This window comes from Chryseobacterium sp. AG844, from assembly GCF_003182335.1.
Taxonomy (GTDB): domain Bacteria; phylum Bacteroidota; class Bacteroidia; order Flavobacteriales; family Weeksellaceae; genus Chryseobacterium; species Chryseobacterium cupriresistens.
The window spans coordinates 1-18125 of record NZ_QGTV01000025.1; the positions used below are offsets into that span (position 1 = coordinate 1).

Annotated in this window: 22 protein-coding genes; 6 read left to right on the plus strand and 16 right to left on the minus strand. The window is 35.4% G+C overall.

Features of this window, described 5'->3' with window-relative positions; all coding sequences use genetic code 11:
* Nucleotides 1-92 precede the first annotated feature (92 nt).
* The 6 genes from DEU40_RS19080 to DEU40_RS19105 form a co-directional block, all read right to left on the minus strand.
* Complete coding sequence (locus DEU40_RS19080) at nt 93-1415, minus strand: hypothetical protein (RefSeq protein WP_110011321.1); 1323 nt, start codon at nt 1413-1415, stop codon at nt 93-95.
* Nucleotides 1412-1957 (minus strand): hypothetical protein, encoded by a 546-nt coding sequence (locus DEU40_RS19085; protein WP_110011322.1) that lies wholly within the window; start codon nt 1955-1957, stop codon nt 1412-1414. The genes DEU40_RS19080 and DEU40_RS19085 overlap by 4 nt, the downstream gene beginning before the upstream one ends.
* A 146-nt stretch (nt 1958-2103) precedes the next feature.
* A complete protein-coding gene (locus DEU40_RS19090; RefSeq protein ID WP_110011323.1) occupies nt 2104-2649 on the minus strand; it encodes a cupin domain-containing protein in 546 nt (181 codons plus the stop codon).
* Between the two features lie 141 nt (nt 2650-2790).
* Nucleotides 2791-3558 carry a GLPGLI family protein gene (locus tag DEU40_RS19095; RefSeq protein ID WP_110011324.1) on the minus strand — a complete coding sequence of 256 codons (768 nt, stop codon included), beginning with the start codon at nt 3556-3558 and terminating at the stop codon, nt 2791-2793.
* 59 nt (nt 3559-3617) lie between these two features.
* Entirely contained in the window at nt 3618-3887 is a 270-nt protein-coding gene (locus DEU40_RS19100) for a hypothetical protein (RefSeq protein ID WP_110011325.1), read from the minus strand.
* A 204-nt stretch (nt 3888-4091) separates the two neighbouring features.
* A complete protein-coding gene (locus tag DEU40_RS19105; protein ID WP_110011326.1) occupies nt 4092-4667 on the minus strand; it encodes a hypothetical protein in 576 nt (191 codons plus the stop codon).
* 83 nt (nt 4668-4750) lie between these two features.
* Between DEU40_RS19105 and DEU40_RS19110 the strand changes: the two genes are divergently transcribed.
* Nucleotides 4751-5263 carry a thioredoxin family protein gene (locus DEU40_RS19110; RefSeq protein ID WP_110011327.1) on the plus strand — a complete coding sequence of 171 codons (513 nt, stop codon included), beginning with the start codon at nt 4751-4753 and terminating at the stop codon, nt 5261-5263.
* A 77-nt stretch (nt 5264-5340) separates the two neighbouring features.
* Here the strand turns inward: DEU40_RS19110 and DEU40_RS19115 are convergent, their stop codons facing one another.
* The 5 genes from DEU40_RS19115 to DEU40_RS19130 form a co-directional block, all read right to left on the minus strand.
* The gene (locus DEU40_RS19115) at nt 5341-5940 is read right to left on the minus strand and encodes a hypothetical protein (RefSeq protein ID WP_110011328.1); all 600 of its coding nucleotides are present in this window, start codon (nt 5938-5940) and stop codon (nt 5341-5343) included.
* A gap of 128 nt (nt 5941-6068) precedes the next feature.
* Nucleotides 6069-6464, minus strand: a complete 396-nt coding sequence (locus DEU40_RS19120; RefSeq protein WP_110011329.1) for a hypothetical protein — start codon at nt 6462-6464, stop codon at nt 6069-6071.
* Between the two features lie 51 nt (nt 6465-6515).
* Nucleotides 6516-6647 (minus strand): hypothetical protein, encoded by a 132-nt coding sequence (locus tag DEU40_RS22790; RefSeq protein ID WP_262510407.1) that lies wholly within the window; start codon nt 6645-6647, stop codon nt 6516-6518.
* An 82-nt stretch (nt 6648-6729) separates the two neighbouring features.
* Nucleotides 6730-7086, minus strand: a complete 357-nt coding sequence (locus tag DEU40_RS19125; protein ID WP_110011330.1) for a hypothetical protein — start codon at nt 7084-7086, stop codon at nt 6730-6732.
* Between the two features lie 11 nt (nt 7087-7097).
* The gene (locus DEU40_RS19130) at nt 7098-7262 is read right to left on the minus strand and encodes a hypothetical protein (protein ID WP_228406568.1); all 165 of its coding nucleotides are present in this window, start codon (nt 7260-7262) and stop codon (nt 7098-7100) included.
* Between the two features lie 347 nt (nt 7263-7609).
* On the opposite strand from DEU40_RS19130, the gene DEU40_RS19135 reads away from it, so the two are divergent.
* The 5 genes from DEU40_RS19135 to DEU40_RS19155 all read left to right on the plus strand — a co-directional run bounded on the left by DEU40_RS19135 (nt 7610) and on the right by DEU40_RS19155 (nt 11948).
* A complete protein-coding gene (locus DEU40_RS19135; RefSeq protein WP_062674158.1) occupies nt 7610-8623 on the plus strand; it encodes a nucleoid-associated protein in 1014 nt (337 codons plus the stop codon).
* Nucleotides 8624-8683: 60 nt separating this feature from the next.
* Nucleotides 8684-9646, plus strand: a complete 963-nt coding sequence (locus tag DEU40_RS19140) for a hypothetical protein (protein ID WP_110011331.1) — start codon at nt 8684-8686, stop codon at nt 9644-9646.
* 321 nt (nt 9647-9967) lie between these two features.
* Nucleotides 9968-10171 carry a bacteriocin-like protein gene (locus DEU40_RS19145; RefSeq protein WP_110011332.1) on the plus strand — a complete coding sequence of 68 codons (204 nt, stop codon included), beginning with the start codon at nt 9968-9970 and terminating at the stop codon, nt 10169-10171.
* Nucleotides 10172-10236: 65 nt separating this feature from the next.
* Nucleotides 10237-11091 (plus strand): GLPGLI family protein, encoded by an 855-nt coding sequence (locus DEU40_RS19150; protein ID WP_110011333.1) that lies wholly within the window; start codon nt 10237-10239, stop codon nt 11089-11091.
* An 83-nt stretch (nt 11092-11174) separates the two neighbouring features.
* Nucleotides 11175-11948, plus strand: coding sequence for a cyclase family protein (locus tag DEU40_RS19155; protein ID WP_110011334.1), 774 nt, complete (start codon nt 11175-11177; stop codon nt 11946-11948).
* Between the two features lie 91 nt (nt 11949-12039).
* Here DEU40_RS19155 and DEU40_RS19160 read toward each other — a convergent pair whose 3' ends face one another.
* The 5 genes from DEU40_RS19160 to DEU40_RS19180 are packed head-to-tail and all read right to left on the minus strand — an operon-like array spanning nt 12040 to nt 18021.
* A complete protein-coding gene (locus DEU40_RS19160) occupies nt 12040-12792 on the minus strand; it encodes a succinate dehydrogenase/fumarate reductase iron-sulfur subunit (RefSeq protein ID WP_110011335.1) in 753 nt (250 codons plus the stop codon).
* A 12-nt stretch (nt 12793-12804) separates the two neighbouring features.
* Nucleotides 12805-14721, minus strand: a complete 1917-nt coding sequence (locus DEU40_RS19165) for a fumarate reductase/succinate dehydrogenase flavoprotein subunit (RefSeq protein ID WP_110011336.1) — start codon at nt 14719-14721, stop codon at nt 12805-12807.
* An 11-nt stretch (nt 14722-14732) separates the two neighbouring features.
* Entirely contained in the window at nt 14733-15389 is a 657-nt protein-coding gene (locus DEU40_RS19170) for a succinate dehydrogenase cytochrome b subunit (protein ID WP_110011337.1), read from the minus strand.
* Between the two features lie 16 nt (nt 15390-15405).
* Complete coding sequence (locus DEU40_RS19175; protein ID WP_062674169.1) at nt 15406-16836, minus strand: anion permease; 1431 nt, start codon at nt 16834-16836, stop codon at nt 15406-15408.
* Between the two features lie 18 nt (nt 16837-16854).
* Nucleotides 16855-18021: a porin gene (locus DEU40_RS19180; RefSeq protein WP_110011338.1), complete on the minus strand. Its 1167-nt coding sequence runs from the start codon at nt 18019-18021 to the stop codon at nt 16855-16857.
* Nucleotides 18022-18125: the final 104 nt, after the last annotated feature.

The following is an 18125-nucleotide window of genomic DNA, read 5'->3' on the forward strand; positions in this document are numbered from 1 at the left end:
TTTTGATGATTTTTTGTTGTGTTGTCATAATACTTAATCTGTTTTAAAGTTATTTAATTTGATTATAACTGTCAGATTAAGTATTGACTAATTCATCTTAAAGCATCAAGATTTCCAATGTACTTACTAATTAAATGTAAATCATCTCTTTCCTCGGTATTTAAATCAGTTTTGTTAAGCAGTGATACGATTTTAGCATAGAAATTATTATTAAAACCATCATAGGCCTTTTGATATTCAATATCAGTATGTGATATTTTAAAATCATCAAATGAAAACGTAAAACCGATATTTGAATCAAATAGCATATCAATCAAAATTTCCTCGGTTAATATAAGTGAAGGTTTATCTTTTGGAACAATTTCTTTTAATTTGAAAGTCGTTTCATATTTTTTAAATTCTTCAGATTTAAGCGTTTTCTTTGAAACTTTTCCCTTTTCAGATGTACGTTTAAGAGATATGGTAGTGACAAGTTCACCGATATCTTCTTGAGACAATGTTTTTGTTGTTAGTAGTTCTTTTTTTTGCTTGTTAACAATTTTTGGAATATACTTTTTTGAAAATGAATCGGTATCATAAACTCCGATGCTATAGCCTGAATTATTTGATTTGATTTTAGCTAGAGGTCTAAAAATTTCATTAATTTCCTCCTCTGAAAATTCTTCCTTAATTTCACTAATTTGTTGTTCACCAAGAGGATTAATGAATATCTCATTATGGAAAGTTTTTACAATATTTGACTTTAAATTAACGATTTCCTTTTCTTCGTCATTTCTTTTCATCCAGTCATTAGCAATTGAGAATCGAAAGCTTCCATAACTTGAGTTAGTTATGACTGGATTGATAATTCTGTCAATTTCCTTTTGAAGGTCACCGATACTATCATCTCTAAACTTAGCTAAACGCTTTACTTTAGTAAGTGCAAACGCTTTTAAAGATTTCAAATAATTATCTGTAAAATCTTTAATCATTTCTAAAGTAACCGAATGGCCGAATTCAAGTTTAGTAGGCTCAATAGTATAATGTGTGCTGTTTTCCCGAAGAATGCTTAAGTAGGTATATTCTTTGGTCTGACCAAAAGGATTAATGTTTTTTAAAGAAACTAAAATCTCTAAGGCATCATCTAATTGCTGTTTAACTTCCTCATCGTTACTATTTGTTAAACCAAAAAAAATAAATTTTTGTGCTTGTTGAATTTCTCCTGCCTTTAAATTTAGAAATGCTGCACTCCTAACCAATATACTTCTTGTAGGTTCAAGGTCTGGTTTGTCGAAATAGAAATCTGCTACTTCACTTTCTAATTTAGCGGCTTTTTTATACAGTTCTAATGAAGCTTCAAAGTCACCTTCATCTAAAGCCTGTTTTGCTTTAAATGAGTATTCCATAGCTTCTCTATGTTGTAACTTTGGTTTCATTTATGAATCTCTTTTACGGTTGTTGGTTTAGCAAAAAGTGTGACAACTACTGATGATGATTGGTCTCTCTTTGAGCCTCTATTAATTTGTTCGTGCTTGTTCTTGATACGATTAACTAAAGTATTTGATTTTTTTTCTTCCAAAATACCGGATATTTCTACAAAATGATATTCTTCATCAAGAAAATTTAAATCGTCATCATCGGGTTCGGTTTTGGAAAACCTGTAATCAACGCCATCGCCAATTTCCGTTTGCTCCACGTATTTGTAATCCATTATGACAGACATTACAAACCAAGCTAATGCAACGCCACCGTGGTTAGCAATATCTTTGTCTTCTTTCATTGCAACTTTTGGAAATTTTGAGTCCCAGGTAACAATGTTTTTGGTTGATATCCCATCAATGTTAAATTCAAATTCAGCTTTAGAGTTCTTATGATAACGATCAAGCCCAACAGCAGCCCAGTAATTATTTACTTTTATATGCTCTTTAGTTGGTCCGCTTAGTTTATCTATAGTAAGATCAAGATGAAGTTCTGTCATTAAGTTATAGCAGTTATTGTTTTCATCAAATATACAAATTAATCGTTTCAGTATTTAAATTGTGATTTTAAACCACTTTTATTTAAAATAAAACTGTAAAACAAAATATCAGTACATATGAACATAATAGTTATTTGTTGCAAAGCTTAAATTTCTAAACCTAAATCCATTATGTTATTTATAACTTTTAATGTTTTAAAAGCATTTTCCCATCCACCACAACATTCAGGACTTAGAGCAATTGTCAGAACATCTATTTTATCCATATTTTCCAGCAAAATTGTTGCGACATTTATTATTAGTTCATCAGAATAAATCTTGTAAAGTTTTTTGTGTTGAGAGTAGAAATAGTCAATATCCAAATTAACAATTAAACCATTTCTTGAGTTTTTAATCCAAAAATTTAAGTTCCCAAGAAATTCTTCTATAGTTGACTCGAAATCAATAAACTCACTAGTGGGATATGACTCTTCCGGTACAACAAAAAGAATGGTACAGCCATGTTCAGATTTCACGGAATGTTTGAAATCAGGCGGAGTATGTAGATAATCTCCTTTTTCAAGTCGGGCTCCTGCAATAGTTGCAACACCTTCCAGTATAAATAATTCCTCTCCTGCAGGATGGTTATGATAAGGATAGCTGGCTTCTGGTTCAAATTTTAAATTGATGTAACTGGATGGAACAAAACGGATATTGTAGAAATCCTTTTGATGATGCTACAACTGTAATTACAGGTACACAGCTCACTCATAATGCTGGCTATAATGATATAATGATGTATAGAAATAATGAGTAAAAAATGGAAAACCTGTAAATTCAGGTGTTCCATTTTTTTATTCTAAAGAATTGTTATATTTCCTTTTATTATCCTCAATCATTTTTCTATACTCAGGGTTATTAATTTTACCTTGATACGGGTCATTCATATATTCTTTTCTCTTTGTTATAAATTGATCTTTGGATACAATTAACCCTTTTTTTTGCTCAATGGGTAAACTCGTTTTATTTATTGATATAAGTTCAAAACCTATATAATTATTCAACTCATTGATCTTTAATATTAATCCAGGAAGTCCTCTAAATTTGTATGGACCATCACTTATCGGAATATCATAAGTAAACCAAGCTATAAACTTTTTTCCTCCTACACTTACAACTGCTTTATTACATTTATAGCCGCCAATAGTAGAAGTGCTTTTATTATCAATTTGCCAGTCAAGTTTATCAGGACTCTCATAGGTGTAATAATTTCTCCCTAAATAATTTGATATATAGATTTTGTTTTCATCCTTATATACATTATGCTTTACCTTAGATCTCGGAAGAGAGCCGGGATCAACAATATTTCCGGTCTTCATTGCATCTTCCAGTTTTTTCCCAAAACCATCCACTGCAGCCTTATAATTTTCACTATAATATATAGATTTTTTCCCATTAGTGAGTAATACCATAGGCTCATTAATTGTAGATAATTTATCCAAAGTATCTTGTACAAAAGTATATTTATACTTTACTTCGATTTCCGAATAATCTTTTTTTTCTTGACCTCTCACATAGTTAAAACAAAGAAATAACAAAAAAATTCTAAAAAGTGGTTTCATAGGTACTCAAAATATTATAATTAAATAGGCTGTTAAAAGACAGCCCATTATTTTTTTCATTACGTCATTGGATTTTCATAACTGGAATGTCCACAATCTTGATTGTTATACATTTCCCATTCGTTGTAAAGGCAATCACTTGAATCAAATTCAGAATCAAAAACTGTTTGATAAGTAGTTCCACAAATAGTTTTGATAGTCACCAAATACCTTGTAAAGGCTGCAATTTGCTGTTTTTCCTTTTTTGCCTCTAATTTGTTAGAAGTGCTTTCTTTAGCACAAACAAGTCCAGCAACCATAAATGCTGAAAGTAATAATACTTTTTTCATAATTATATTTTTTAAATATTTAATAATTTAAATATAAAATTATTATTCTAATCATAAAATGTGGAAAACCTTAAGGATATTAAAAAGATTTTAAGTCTTGTTTGAATACTCTTTAAAATAAAACCATTATCCAACGAAAATTCGGCGGGTATAATAATATTTTTTATACTTTTGGTTTTGCCGATTATATTGAGCAGATAAATTTTAGTTTGATTTTTTATTATCAATTTTTTCTAACTGCTTTTTAACTGCATTGATATTTTCTTCCGTAAGTTTCCCATAACCCAGCTCCTTGATTTGGTCTAATTGTAATTTTGATATTTCATCTTGCTTATCTTTATTTTTTAATAACTGATCCCGCAGCGAAATATAATACTGGGTAGAGTATACTTCATCTTTTAAAAATTCTGAAATATTTTTATTTTTTCCAACACAGCCTTGAGTATATTTCATAATCAAAGGATTGGCGGAATAAAATGTATAGATATCTAAAAATCTTTTATCATTTCTTTTAAATAGTTCCTGACCAGCATAAACCCTTAAAGAATTGCTACCATTCATTGCAAAATAATAGAGTTCATCATTACTGGCTATTTTGGCAACTTTTTTAAATTGACTATAAATTTTGCTTTCTTCACCTCCAACTCCAATATTAGGAGACTCTGCATATGAGACATTGTCTAAAGGCTGTGCCAGTTTTTTTACTGCTTCAGAGACCTGAGCATTAGATATTGTAAGACTAAACGTGAATAGAAAACAGTAAAAATATTTATAGCTCATTATTTATAAGATAATTAAAGTTAGATAAAATAACTGAACGATTAAATACCTAAATTCGTTTAGATTTTAAATAAAAATTCAGAATGAAATACTCAAAAATTATTATCGTTATAACCCTGTTATTGTTTCAGTTGGGAGCAGCACAGGAAAAAGCAGATGTTGTCTTAAATAAGGCTTTCACAGAAGCTAAAGCAGGTAAGAAAAATGTTTTACTGGTGTTCCATGCTTCATGGTGCAAATGGTGCAAAATGATGGAAAAAAATATGGATCTTCCTGAAACCAAACCTATTTTTGATAAGAGATTTGTCACAGCCTACATTGACGTTCAGGAAAGAGGTGATAAAAAAAGTCTTGAGAATCCCGGTGGACAAGAGCTGATGAATAAATTTAATGGCGAAAATGCCGGACTCCCTTTCTGGCTGATTCTTAATTCCAAGGGAGAATTTTTAGCGGATTCTTTTGATGCCAAAGGAGAAAATCTGGGATCACCGGTCACACCGGAAGAAGTTACAGCTTTCATTACAAAGCTAGGGAAAGCCTCAAAACTAAGTAATGAAGAAGCACAGATCATAGAGAAAGTATTTGTGAAGAAATAAGATCTATCACCTTTTATAAACAAATCCCCGGAACTTACTTTTTCCGGGGATTTGCTTTGGATAATCATACATGACAATTATTCCTGATAAGAATATTCAATATTGCTCCATAAAACCTGATCTCCTGTTTTGATCATTTCAGAAGGTTTGGAGAATATATTACCGAAAATATTTTCGTATTGAGTTGTTCCAAAATGAGAACTTTTGGTAATTAATAGTGCGTCCTGGTCATCTCGGGGAACTTTTTTAACGTATCGGTACGTTCTTTTTAAGGTGAATGAAGAAGTGTCTTTATGGAAATCACCAATGTAAGATGGTTTATTATTGTTGTTCTCTTTGATCAGCACAGAGTCATTTACGATGGTGAAGCTGTAGGTAAAATCTGTAGTTGAGGTTTCTGAGGATAACCTGATCGTCTTGCTTTTAAGATCCAGGTTTATTTTTTTCCAGGCAGGTTCCTGGTATAAGCTCCAGTAATCGGTAAGATAAGATTCATCCGGAGTAGATTTTTCTCCGTTTGATCCTTTGTACAAAACCGTATTTTTTACAGTATAACTTTTAAAGTGAAACGAGTAAACATTTTTATCAACAGGTCTCGGATCATCAATTATATTATCGTTGTTTTCACACGAGATCAATGACAATGTCATTATCAGGGTATAAAAAGAGTATTTCATGGTATATTTATAAAGAAGTTTCACATCTATTAGGGAAACGAAATAGAGTGGAAGTTATAATTGGGCAAAGGTAAAAATAAAAGGTGAAAAGGTAAACATGTATTTACCTTTTCGCCTTTTGACTTAATTTATTTCCCAAAATATATCTGATCCTGCTTCTGCTGTTCATTATAAATGATCTGGAAGCTGACAGGCATATATTGGTAAAGAAGTTTCCAATGTTGGATCTTTGCGTGTTTCTTGAAGCTTTCGAAAGATCTTACAAACAGGTTTTCAATCATGGTTCTTACATAAGAATTCCCGTTTCTGTAGATCCAGTCCATCAACTTGATGTGATGGGCAATGATATTGATCTTCGATTCCTGCAGCAGGTGCTTCAGATAATTTACGGTAGCCTGCATGATCCCGGCGAAATTGTCCTGTACAGACAGCTGGGTGATTTCATTGCGAAGTGGCGGATAGAAAAATTTTAAGTATTCAACAGCTATTTTTTGATTAATAGTTTGCATTTGTACTTTCATCATAATTAAGAATTTTTCAAACACTTTTTAGTGCAGCGAAATGTATACCAAAATTTAAAGACAGGCTGCAAAAATAAATACTCCGACGATCACAGCAATGTGAGTGAGTAATATCTCTGCATTGTGCCTGTTAGTCGTTGTTTTCCAGGTTTTCCAGTCTGAAATTTTTCTGATTTTGTTTTTCATAATCTATTGATTGTGAGTTATTTTTAATTTTGTTTAATTTAAACACTTTGTAATGAAACGGATAAAAAATGTAACAAAACGTTTATATGCCGTGAGTGTAAATTTGTCTTGAATATACTTTCTGAAGGTTGGCAGAAATATGACTAAAAATCACTTTTCTGTATTCCTCACTGCAGAAAGCAGTACAATTGTCCAGAGAATAGATAAAGGTTGTCTCAATTGCATTCTTTAAAACTGTATCTCCGTCAGTGTAAATTTTGTCCATCTTTTGTAAACTCCTGAACAGCAGATTTCTGTCATTCTGTCGGATCATGTTTTTAATACGTTCCGTGAAGGTGCGGATAATGCTGTATGAGTTTTGAATTTTAATTTCCTGTACTTCTTTTTCAAAATCGGGAACCACATCGGTGATTTCCTTTACGGCTTGTAAATAGTTCATCGTATTATATTTTAATGGTGATAGTGTTCGAGTATTTTGATGAAAGCTCCAAAAATGAAAATGGTTAAAAAAGCAAAAAAGAGCATATGATAGGGCTTAAGCCATTTTGGAGTTGCAGGTCCTTTGCTTTTTAACCTTCTGAGCTTGTCGATTCTGTTTAAAGTCTTTAAGTCCATTTTTCTATGTTTTCAAATGATGATGCCAATGATATTCCGATGAAAATGGAATTTAATTAAGATATTGATATATAATCTGTTGTGATTTTGTAGTTGAATTTTTAAATCAAAAAAGCCTGTCAAAATGATAAGGTTTTTATCAATTTGGAAAAAATAAAAAGACAAAAATTGCTGCTATCACACCTTCTTACTAATCTGAGGACTGATAATTCCCATCCTTTGGAGGGGTGGCGAAAATTCAAAGAATTTTTGACGGGGTGGTTAAAAGAGAGTGATATAAAATGACAATTTTTAAGTTTCGCAGAAAGAATAAGAATGAATATCTTTGCAGTCCAAATATTCAGAAAATGTTTTCAAAAATAATAGTACACAGAGTCGGAAATAAGATCAACGGAGATTCGCTGACACTTTCCCAGGAGGAGTTGAAGTTGGAAGAAGGAATGGCAGAAATGCTTGAAGATTACTTTTTAGGATCCTTCAAATCAGAAGAAACTTTTCATTTTTACAGTGACACCTATCTGGTGAATAATCCGGTGTACAGTGCTGTTTCTGAAATTTTTGATGATAAATCCAAATTTATCTGGGAATCCGAGAACATTGCCAAACATCTTTTTGAAGCTGCAGAAAACCCAAGGGTTCAGAGCGGTGAACTTTTCATCGTACTTTTTGAAGATGAAAGCGACCGTCCGGACAGGGTGGATAAAATCGGTATTTTTAAAACAGAAAAGAGAGAATCTTTCCTGAAAATCAATCCTGCTGAAGAAACATTTGATATTGAAAAAGATCAGGGAATCGGGTTATCTAAAATTGATAAGGCTGCTTTGATCTACAACAATAATAAAGAAACCGGATATGTACTTTCCGTGGTTGACAACAATAAAAACGGAGATATGTATTACTGGTTCGAAGATTTTCTGAAAGTAAAACAGCGTGATGATGAATATTTCCACACGCAGGAAGCTTTGATGGTGTATAAAGATTATATTACCAAACAGCTTCCTCAGGAATTTGAAGTTTCCAAAGCAGACCAGGCAGATTTCCTGAACAAGTCTATCAATTTCTTCAAAGAAAAAGAAGAATTCAAGCTGGATGAATTTGCCAATGAAGTCTTGGGAGATGAGCATGTGATTGAAAGTTTTGTAAACTTTAAAACAGACTACGAACAGGACATGCAGGTAAATATTGCTGAAGAGTTCCCGATCAGTGAAGCAGCTGTAAAAAAGACGCAGAGACACTTTAAAAGTATCATTAAATTAGATAAAAACTTCCATATCTACATCCACGGAGACCGGCAGAAAATCGAAATGGGTGAGGATGATAAGGGAAAATATTACAGACTTTATTTCGAAAAAGAGGTATAAAAAGAAATCTCCCATTCATAATAATATCATAACTTTATTCCTGATTACAAAATAACAGTTATGAAATTGATGATCATTTTCTGGGGAGCTTTTCTCTTCTTTTTCTGTGTTCCTTTTCCAATTTTCATTTACATGATGACAGAGGAGCTGGCAACAGAACCGAGAAATTCATTAGCGGTGAGCTATGGGTATCTCGGTTTTTCTTTGTTAATATGGGGATATGTGATTATTTTCTTTATCAATAAGCTTTTCATAACAACTTTTAAAGAGAAAAATACGATCCGGTCCATTGTACAGAATGGAATTCCAAGAGAAGCCAAAATTATTGATTATAAGCTTCTGAAATACATTCCTAAAAAAAACATGAATCTCATTCAGGTCGGGCTTTCATTTCCCAATCTCAGCAATACGCTGATAGAACATGAAATGATGTTTCATGATTCCAGACCGCAGGAGAAAAGATTTGATGTAGGAAACAAAATCAAAGTACTGCTGAATCCTAAGGTATCACAGGAACCTTATTTTATTTTAAGTGACCAGAAAGTGGGATTCAATACATCAGGAATGATTTTAAGAATCGTATTTCTTGTATTATTGATGGCTTATGTTATTGGCATATACTCTTATTTCTATTGGCGAGAATCTTTTGATTTCGGCTGGAGGTTTCTGACATTCATGCACCCGATTATTTTCAGCGGGGTGATGACCATTATTTATGTCCTGGTTTTTCAGCTTATTTTCGGGAAGTTTTTAAAAAATACAAAAGAAGAACGTATTCTTTTTTCAGGAAGAAATGCTGAAGCCAATATTATCAGTGTAAGCCAGACAGGCCTTACAGTGAACGATCAGCCACAAATCATGTTTCAGGTAAGTTTCAAGGATTTCAGAGGGACTGAACATATTGCTGTTTATAAGAAAATTGTGAGTCTTTTAAAGCTTTCTTCCATTCCTCAACAAGGAACTATTGAGATCATGTATGATGAAAATGATCCGAAGAAGATTATGATTCCCAGAGGGTTGTAGAGAGTAAAAGACAAAACAGCAAAAAGCAAAAACGCTAAATCTGATAATAATACATCAGAATAATTACATGTTTTCAGACTTTAGATGTAAAGTCTCTGTTTGACATTGACCATTTAACATATAAAAAAATATTCAGATGAATTTTTTTAATGAATGCATTTTGTTTAAGTAACAGGATAAAAATCAATTCAATTTTATACAGAAATTTTTAAGTAAAAAATATGTTTTTATCAGATAAACAATTATTTAACATAATGAAAAATATCCTTCAGATGTGAGTTAGTTGTATATATTTGAGACTTAATTTAAAAAACATATTTTATGAAAAAAATTAAAAAATTGACTCGTGAAGACCTTAAAACTGTAAAGGCAGGTCAAGTTTGGTATGCTGAAACTTCTTGTGGAGTAAAAGCTACAACTACTCAAGATTGGACCGCTGAGCAAGCAAATGCTTGGATTGATGCTCTTGAAACAAATTATTGTAAGCCAGCTTCTCACTATGGACCTAGTAATAATCTAGCCTAATTAATGTAAATGCACTTATAGTAATAGTTAATACTATAAGTGCAATTTATAAAAAAAAATCTCTTATGCATTACCATAAAAAACTAATACAAATATTCATTTTATTTTATAGTGTTTTATTTTATACACAATCATACAAACAGGATACTCTGCGTGGGGAATTTACCTATCAATTAAAAGCAAAATTCGATACACGGACTGATTATCGGCATGAAGAACAATTCTCATTACAGATAGGAGATAACCGTGCATTTTTTGCAAGTGTTATATCGCTAAAAGGTGATTCGGTAATGGCCACTTCAGGAACAAGTACAAAGAATGCTGATGGCAGTATAACTCTTGGCTGGAAAAAAGGGGTAGTGATTCCAAAAACAGGTTTATCTTTTGCCATAATTCAATCCAACGAAAATATACAATATTTTAGATCAGCTGGAATGTCTTTACTTACCTATAAAGAACCAATAATAAAGAACTGGAGGCTTGTGGATGAGACCAAAGTAATCAATACAATTATTTGTAAAAAAGCAGAAGTTACTTTTAAAGGTCGGAACTGGATAGCATGGTATGCTCCCGAAATTCCGTTGCCTTACGGTCCATATAAATTTAGCGGATTACCAGGACTGATTGTTAAAATAACAGATGATAAAGGAGATTTTGATTTTGAATTGGTAAAATCTATACCTGCATCTAAATTAAATGGTAAATTAATTACCATTAAAAAGAGCAGATATACAGATGCTATAGAAACCACACAACAAAAATTAAAACAAGCAGTTAGAAATAATGAAGCCAATGCCGCTGCTGTACTCGCAAGTTATGGAACAACCATTATACAAGGTCAAGAAATAATAAGGCAAAGACAAAAAGAACGGGAAGAAAATAAAAAATACGAAAACCCATTAGAATTAGAAAAAGATTAGTAACAGCTAATCTTTTTTTCGTTTGCTAATATCTATTCGTTTTTTTACCTTATTCATTATCTTTGTCTTCTTAGCTAAATCATATGAAAACAAAAATTGTCGATCTGACAAAGCCTATCCAATACAATGCAGGAGATCCGTGGTTTATGCGGGTGAAAATTAAACATAAAGCACATAGAAAATCACATTGGCTCATTCGTCTGGCATTAAAACTTCCATCAAGACTTTTTCCTAAAAACTGGACAGGCTGGGCTGATGACACGATCAAAAATATGGGGCTTCATGCTACAACACATATTGATGCTCCCTGGCATTATGGCCCTGTAGTGGAAGGAAAGCCTGCTAAAACGATAGACCAGATTCCACTGGAATGGTGCTACGGAGATGGAATTGTGATTGATTGTTCGCATAAAGAAGATTTTGTTGCTATCACTGTTGAGGATTTGAAAAAAGATCTCGATAAAAACGGAATTACCATTCAGGAAGGAAATATTGTTCTGATCAGAACGGATCGTGACAAAATGATGGGCACTCCGGATTTTGTGGAAAAAGGAACGGGAATGAGCAAAGAAGCTACAGAATGGCTGATTGACCAGGGTGTAAAAGTAATGGGAATTGATCAGTGGGGCTGGGATCTTCCTCTGAAATATATGGCTCAGAAAGCGAAAGTACTCAATGATCCTGAATTCTTCTGGGAAGGTCATCGTGTAGGAATCGAAAAAGAATATTTACACATCGAACAGCTTACAAATCTCAGTGCATTACCTCCATCCGGATTTAAAATCTGTGTATTTCCGTTAAAAATTGTTGGCGGCTCTGCAGCTCCGGCGAGAGTGGTGGCGATGATGGATGCATAAAAAGAAAAAATCATCTCTGACAAAAAATAAAAAGGGCGAATTTGAAGATTCAAATTCGCCCTTTTAAATGTAGCATCCTTATTTTCTCGGGTTAATTCTTCTTTCTGAAAAACAAGGCCCTGTTATATTCAAAATTCATTCTGGCAATATTCAGGACAGAAATTCCCTGAGGACATTCTACTTCACAGGCTTCTGTATTGGAGCAGTGCCCGAATAATTCCGTATCCATTTGGGTTACCATATCCAGTACTCTTTTGCTTCGCTCTTCTTTTCCCTGAGGAAGGAGTGCCATGTGAGTGATTTTTGCAGAGGTAAATAAAGCTGCACTTCCATTTTTACAAGTGGCAACACAAGCTCCACATCCGATACACGCAGCAGAATCAAAAGCTTCCTCAGCCGTCTGGTGAGTCATGGGAATTGCTGTGGCATCAGGAGCCTGGCCTGTATTCACAGATACAAAACCTCCCGAAGATATAATTCTGTCAAAAGCAGAACGGTCTACTTTTAAATCTTTCTTCACCGGAAATGCTTCAGCACGGAATGGCTCTATCAGAATCGTTTCCCCATCTTTAAAGGACCTTAAGTGAAGCTGGCAGGTGGTTGTATTTTTCAAAGGACCATGGGCAATACCATTAATCATCATCCCGCATTGTCCGCAGATTCCTTCACGGCAGTCGTGGTCAAACTCAACGGGTTCATCACCCTCAATAATCAGTTTTTCATTTAAAGTGTCCAGCATTTCTAAGAAAGACATGTGTGGATTCAACCCTTTAAGGTCGTAAGGAACCAGTTTTCCTTCACTTTTTCTGTCTTTCTGTCTCCATATCTTAAGATGTAAATCCATAATTTTCTGTTTTTATTTGTAACTTCTTACAGTTGGCTGAATTTCTTCAAAGATTAAAGGTTCCTTAATTAGTTCAGGTTCACCATTTTCACCTTTCCAGGCCCAGGTAGAAATAAATTGGTATTCTGCATCATTTCTCATGGCTTCTCCGTCCGGAGTCTGGAATTCTTCTCTGAAGTGAGCACCACAGGATTCGTTACGGGTTAATGCATCGTAGCACATCAGTTCTCCGATTTCGAAATAATCGGCTACACGGCCTGCTTTTTCCAGTTCGGTATTCATTTTATCTCCCTGTCCGGAAACTCTTACGTCTTTGTAGAATTCCTGTTTCAGTTTTCGGATTTTCTGAATGGCGTATTTCAGTCCTTCTTCATTTCTGGCCAGTCCGCAATAATCATACAGGAGTTTTCCTAATGTTTTGTGGAAATAATCAACGGTTTTGGTTCCTTTGATATTGATGAAGCCATTAATTTGATCTTTAACGGCCTTTTCAGCCTGTTCAAATTCAGGAGTATCCGGTGAAATTTTTCCGGTGTGAATTTCATCCGCAAGATAATTGGCAATGGTGTAAGGCGCAATGAAATATCCGTCAACTGAGGCCTGCAGAAGTGAGTTGGCACCTAATCTGTTGGCTCCGTGATCGGCAAAATTAGCTTCACCTAAAGCAAACAATCCCGGAACAGTAGTCATCAGTTCATAATCTACCCAAAGGCCGCCCATTGAGAAGTGCGCAGAAGGGGAGATCATCATAGGTTCTTTGTACGCATCATATCCTGTTATTTTAAGATACATATCGAATAAGTTTCCATATTTTTCTTTAATCTTATCTTTTCCCTGTTCCTGTATTGCTTTGGAAAAATCAAGATATACTGCATTTTTCAAAGGTCCGATTCCGAAACCTGCATCAATTCTTTCCTTGGCTGCACGGGAAGAAATATCTCTTGGAGCAAGGTTTCCGAAAGCCGGATATCTTCTTTCAAGATAATAATCCCTTTCATTTTCCGGAATGTCATTGGGTTGTCTTGTTTCCCCTTCTTTTAATGGAACCCAGATTCGGCCGTCATTACGTAATGATTCAGACATTAAGGTCAGTTTAGACTGATAATCTCCGGATTGAGGAAGGGAAGTAGGGTGTACCTGAATCCAGCTTGGGGAAGCCATTAAAGCTCCTTTTTTATGGGCTCTCCAGATGGCAGAGCCATTACATCCCATGGCAAGGGTAGACAGATAATAAATTTTTCCGTAACCTCCGGTTGCCAATATTACAGCGTGTGCTGCATGTCTTTCAATATCTCCCGTGTCTAAATTCCTTACGATAATTCCTCTGGCTTTGCCGTCAACAGTCACCAGATCCAGCATTTCATGTCTTGAAAATAATTGAACGGAACCTTTTCCAACCTGTCGCATTAAAGCCTGATAAGCTCCCAGAAGAAGCTGCTGCCCCGTTTGCCCTCTCGCATAGAAAGTACGGCTTACCTGAACTCCTCCGAAGGATCGGTTGTTCAGATATCCGCCATATTCCCGCCCGAAAGGTACACCTTGTGCAACAGCCTGGTCGATGAGGTTCAGAGAACATTCTGCCATTCTGTAGACATTGGCTTCACGGGCTCTGAAGTCTCCTCCTTTCAGTGTGTCTACAAACATTCTGTAGACACTGTCGCCATCGTTTTTATAATTTTTGGCAGCATTCACGCCTCCCTGTGCTGCCACAGAGTGTGCCCTCCTCGGGCTGTCCTGGAAACAGAATGATTTGACATTATATCCCATTTCTCCCAGAGAAGCAGCAATTGAGCTACCCGCCAGACCTGTTCCAACAACAATGACATCCAGTTTTTTACGATTGGCAGGATTAACGAGTCTTGCTTTCTTTTTATAATTTTCCCATTTATGTTCCAATGGGCCTTGTGGTATTTTTGAATCTAAAATCATGACCGTTCTGTTTAATGATAAGTAAAGAATACATAAATTGGCATCAATGCAAAGCCTGCACAGATAATAATTGAATAAGCAATTCCTATCGTTTTGAACCAATGTACAAACTTAGGATGATATAATCCCAGGGTTCTTACAGCACTGTGTATTCCATGAATCAGGTGATAACACAAAGCGATCATTGATACAACATAAATGATAACGTACCACCATTCTTTAAAGACATTCACTACCAGAATGTAGAGGTCTTTATTTCCGTTCTCATCCAAAGAAGGATTTCCGAATTTGTAGATATACCAGAAGTTCTGGAAATGGATCACCAGGAAAATCAGAATTAATGTTCCCAGGATTCCCATATTTCTGGAAGCCCACTTGCTAGCTCTTCCACGTCTGTCCGTTTGATAATCGCCTCCTGATTTTTTATTTTTTAAAGTAATCATCAGTCCGTCTACTGCGTGCAGAATAATACTGGCATATAAAACGTAAGAGACTATTTTGATAATGATATTTCCTGATAAAAAATGCGAATAAGCATTAAACTGCAGGTGCGCTTGTTCTTGTGGAAGAAAAAGCTGAAGATTTCCAAGGAAATGAATCAACAGGAAGAATCCCAGAAAGAGTCCTGTAAGGCACATCAGCATTTTTCTTGACAGTGTTGATAACATATTTTTGATTTATTGGTTAATAATATCCTAAGACTTTCATCCACAATCCTCCTACAACCATATAAATGATCAATAGAACGATTCCAATTTCAAGACCTCTGAGCCACCAGACTTTCAGGTCAACATATCCGCTTCCGAAGAATACCGGTGCAGGACCGTGGCCGTAATGAGTAAGTACCCCGTAAATTGAACCCATGAAACCAAGCATCATTGCCAGCAGCATTGGTGGGATTCCTAAAGAAACACCGACACCCAGCAAGGCAGCATACATAGCCGCTACGTGAGCAGTAGCACTGGCAAAAATATAGTGACTGAAGAAATATACTACAATAATAACCGGGAAAGCTACCTGCCAGCTCAAACCTCCAATCTGTACTTTGATAAGATTACTGAACCATCCAATGAACCCCAACTCATTTAAAGAGCTTGCCATCATCACCAGTACAGCGAACCAAACGATCGTATCCCAAGCTCCTTTTTCACCTTTTACATCTTCCCAGGTTAATACTGAGGTTAGTAGTAATAATGTTAATCCGATAAAGGCTGTAGTAGTAGCATCAATAGAAAGTGCTCCTCCAAATATCCAAAGGGCTAACAGAATGAAGAATGCCAGCAGCATCAGCCATTCATTTCTTGAGATAGGCCCCATTTCTTTTAATTTCTGAGCTGCCATTTTAGGAGCATCACCCGTTTTTTTCAATTCAGGCGGATATAATTTATACAATACCAAAGGAACGATAAAGAATGCTACTGCACCCGGAATAAAACCTGCTGCTGCCCATGACATCCAGGTAATATCAATACCAAGGTTGGCTGCAAACTTCTGACACATCGGGTTACTGGCTGTCCCGGTAAGGAACATAGAAGAAGCGATCAGGTTCATGTAATAACTGTTCAAAGTCAGGAATGACCCTAGCTTTCTATGGGTTTCCGGCTTTTCAGGAACAGAATCAAAGCTTATCGCCATAGATTTCATGATAGGATAAATAATCCCACCACCTCTTGCAGTATTACTCGGAATAGCAGGCGCAAGACAAACGTCGGCAAGTCCTAACCCGTAAGCCAGTCCCAGTGAGCTTTTTCCAAAAACTCTGATGAATAAAAAGGCAATACGGTTTCCCAATCCGGTTTTGATAAATCCTCTGGCAATAAAGAATGAAATCCCGATCAGCCAGATTACTTTGTCTCCAAAACCGGAAAGCGCTTTGGTAATGGATTTTCCTGCGTCTCCCGGAGCTACCACTTGCGTAAGGGCTGTAAAACCAATGGCCATCATACACATTGTTCCCATTGGTGCTGCCTTAAGAATGATTCCTAAAATGGTTGCCGCAAAGATGGCAAACAGATGCCAGGCATTCTCTGCAACACCTTCCGGAGCAGGAATGAACCATATGATCAACGCAACAACAAATGTGATCGCTACGTTTTTAATATTAATTTCTTTCATGATACTACTATTTAATCGTTAAAATCTACTTTGTACCTGTACAATGAATAGATTATTGTTGTATTGTGATGTATTTTCTATCTGATGTTTATAGCGGTCAAACTGAACTCCCAGCTGAATTCTTGCCCCATAATTTTTCAGGAATTCCAATCCGAACATCGGGGTGATCGTCTGTCTTGGGTTGGAAGCCATTCTGAAATTGGTATCAAGATATTCGTAACGGCAGGATAATTCGAAGGCGCTGAGGTTTTTGTGGTTGATCTCATATCTTAGGTTCGGAAGAAAATAGGCACCACGGATCAGATATTGATCTGGGTTTTCAGGACGAATTTCAGGAGCAATAGAATTGTACAGAACATGGTTGGTAGCCTGCTTAGCTTCCAGCTGCATATCAAGGCTCCATTTTGGATCAAACTGAATCAGTGAGCTCAGATCTACGCCCAGCGCATATACTTTTTTGCTGAAAACTTCCCCGATACCGCCATTCAGACCTACATTGAAATTGTATTTTTTTGATAATCCGAAAACAAGGCGGGTAGAATACTGTTTTCCGTTGTCATTATCATTAACCTGGTTTTTTCCGTTTCCGTTCACCACTGAAACCGCATATTGGAAAGGAATTTCTCCCAGCTGAAGCTGTCCTGTAGCAGACATTCCGATCTGGAAACTTGTCCAGCCCAGCTTTCCGAATTCCGTATACTGGTTAGACCAGTCTAAAGATTTAATAATATCAATAGGGTAAGTCTCTTCAATACCGAACCAGGGTCTGAACTGTCCTACAGTAATCGCTAATTTGGGATTGAAAGTATACTTCAGGTAAGCATTTTCAAGAACTCTGCTTTTGGGATCATTTTTAAAATCGGCAAGGTTGGCCAAAACTACAACTTCAGTACGTTTACTGATCTGCGCGCGAACCTGAACCCTCATGTATTTGAGCATGAAATTATTGTCAGTTCCGGAACCATCGGTGTGATGAAGTCCGTTTACGTCTACATCTTTACTCATCCCAACAAGGTAACGTGCCTGAAAAAGACCTTTGATCTGCAACTGCGGATATTTAACATCATTTTTTTCCTGTAGAGCAGAGGTGGTCTTAAGAGAATCCTGATTTTGTGCATAAGCAGATAACCCACAGGCCAGCATACACAGAATCAGGCTTTTCTTTTTAATCGAAAAAAAGGCCATATCTATTTTGTTTTTTTAATTGTGAATTTTATTTTACCACATGTATCTGATGCATTTTGAATGATCATACATTCACTCATAGTGCGGAATACTTAGGTCTTCAT